Origin of the sequence: Erythrobacter sp. CCH5-A1 (assembly GCF_001557115.1) — a bacterium.
Lineage (GTDB): Bacteria > Pseudomonadota > Alphaproteobacteria > Sphingomonadales > Sphingomonadaceae > Erythrobacter.
The window spans coordinates 1-1,653 of the sequence record NZ_LSKQ01000229.1 but is presented as its reverse complement, the minus strand read 5'-3'; the positions used below and the strand labels follow the sequence as shown (position 1 = coordinate 1,653).

Here is a 1,653-nt window from a genome sequence, read left to right as displayed (position 1 = left end):
CTAACCTCTCTTATTCATGAGGGTGCGTTTGCAGGCTACCCGGCGCCGGCGGTGCCGCTGGCGGCGTGACGCGGGCGAGCGCCTTTGGCGGAGTTTTTCACCGCGCTGTGATCGATGGGCTTTTCGGGTTGAAGGACTGGCTCGGGGGTTTCGGCGGCACTGCCGCACCGGCTATGTGGGCGCAGGCTTGAGCGCGAGAACGATGGCGCGCAGCAGATCGGCGTCGGGACAGGCCGAGGCGAACGCGACGCGGATGCGGGTAGCGCTTTCCATGACGCGGGCGGCAACCTTGAGCAGCCGCAGGCGCAGGGTGGTAAACTCAGCCCTCGCCAGAGCGGCGGTCTTCGGCATCGCCTGCTGGACGCGCCACAGGAGCCAGTAGGCGGCGGTGTGCAGGATCAGGCGCATCTGATTGGCATTGGCCGACCGGCACGAGGTGCGATCGCTGGCCAGCTGTGTCTTGTGCAGCTTGATCAGGTTCTCTGCCTGTCCGCGCGCGCAGTAGAGCGTGTCGTAGATGTGCTCGGCCGAGCCCTCGGTCAGCGATGTGACGACGTAGCGGATGTCCATGCCCAGCGTGCTGGCCTCGATCCGGGCGACGACGCGGCGCTGGCAGTTCCAGCTCTTCGCGCCGTAGCGGGTCTCGGCATAGCTGCGCAGGACCACGCGGCCTTCCTCGGCGCGGCGGACCGCACAGGCATCGGCAGCCGTGACGATGACGGGATCGGCGCGCAGCGCGGCATTGGTCGGCAGGCCGAGCACGTAATCGATGCCGGCAGCCTCGCAGAAGGCCATGACCTCGGGCCGCCCATAATGCCCGTCGCCGCGGATGGTGATGTGGGTATCGGGCCAGTGGCGGCGAAGATGACGCACCAGACGCCGGATGTGGCCCGCAGCCTCCTTGCCCGAAGGCGTCTTGCCCGTGCGCAGCAGCATCGCCACCGGACGGCCGGTCGCAGTGTCATAAACATGGATCGGCAGGAAGCAGCGCTCGCCATGATGTCCGTTCCAGAACGAGAGTTGCTGATAGCCGTGCACGACATCGCAGGTATCATCGATGTCCAGCGTCACGGCTGCCGGAGCAGCGGGATAGCTGGCACAGTAGATGTCGACCATGGCCGCCAGCATCTTGGCCAGCTCGCGCGTGGTCGGCGCGTTCTCCCATCGGCTCATGGTCGGTTGGCTGGCAAGTCCCGCACCTGCCCCCGGCAGCTTGCCCAGCGCCAGGCGGAAACCAGGATCATCGCGCAGGGCGTCGAGATCATCGGCATCCTCATAGCCGCACGCGATCGCCAGCACACGGGCAAGGAAAATATCCTCAAGCCGATGGACCACCCGCGACGGATCGCGGGGATCAGCAATACATGCCGCAAGCTGCTGGCAGATGCCCATCATGCGCTCGGCCTGAGCCAGCAGCAGCACACCGCCATCCGAGGTCAGCCTGCCGCCGTCAAACGCAGCTGTGACCTTCTTGCCGCCAACCGCTGGAAACGAAAATGCAGCCGCGCTATCATCGCATCCGGCGGGTGTGGTCTGTGGCATTTTTTGCCCCGTTGCAGGTCTGGCTTGAACAACCACATTCCTACAACAATGCAAATGCTTACACCACTCCCGCCAACCCTTCACGACATCGCCGGTGAATAAGATGGGCTA

At 65.1% G+C, this 1,653-nt stretch carries 1 protein-coding gene; it reads right to left on the bottom strand.

Going from position 1 to position 1,653, the window contains the following annotated elements; all coding sequences use genetic code 11:
• Positions 1-171: 171 nt before the first annotated feature.
• A complete protein-coding gene (locus AX708_RS13725; RefSeq protein ID WP_066117545.1) occupies positions 172-1,542 on the bottom strand; it encodes an IS1380 family transposase in 1,371 nt (456 codons plus the stop codon).
• Between the last annotated feature and the right edge of the window lie 111 nt (positions 1,543-1,653).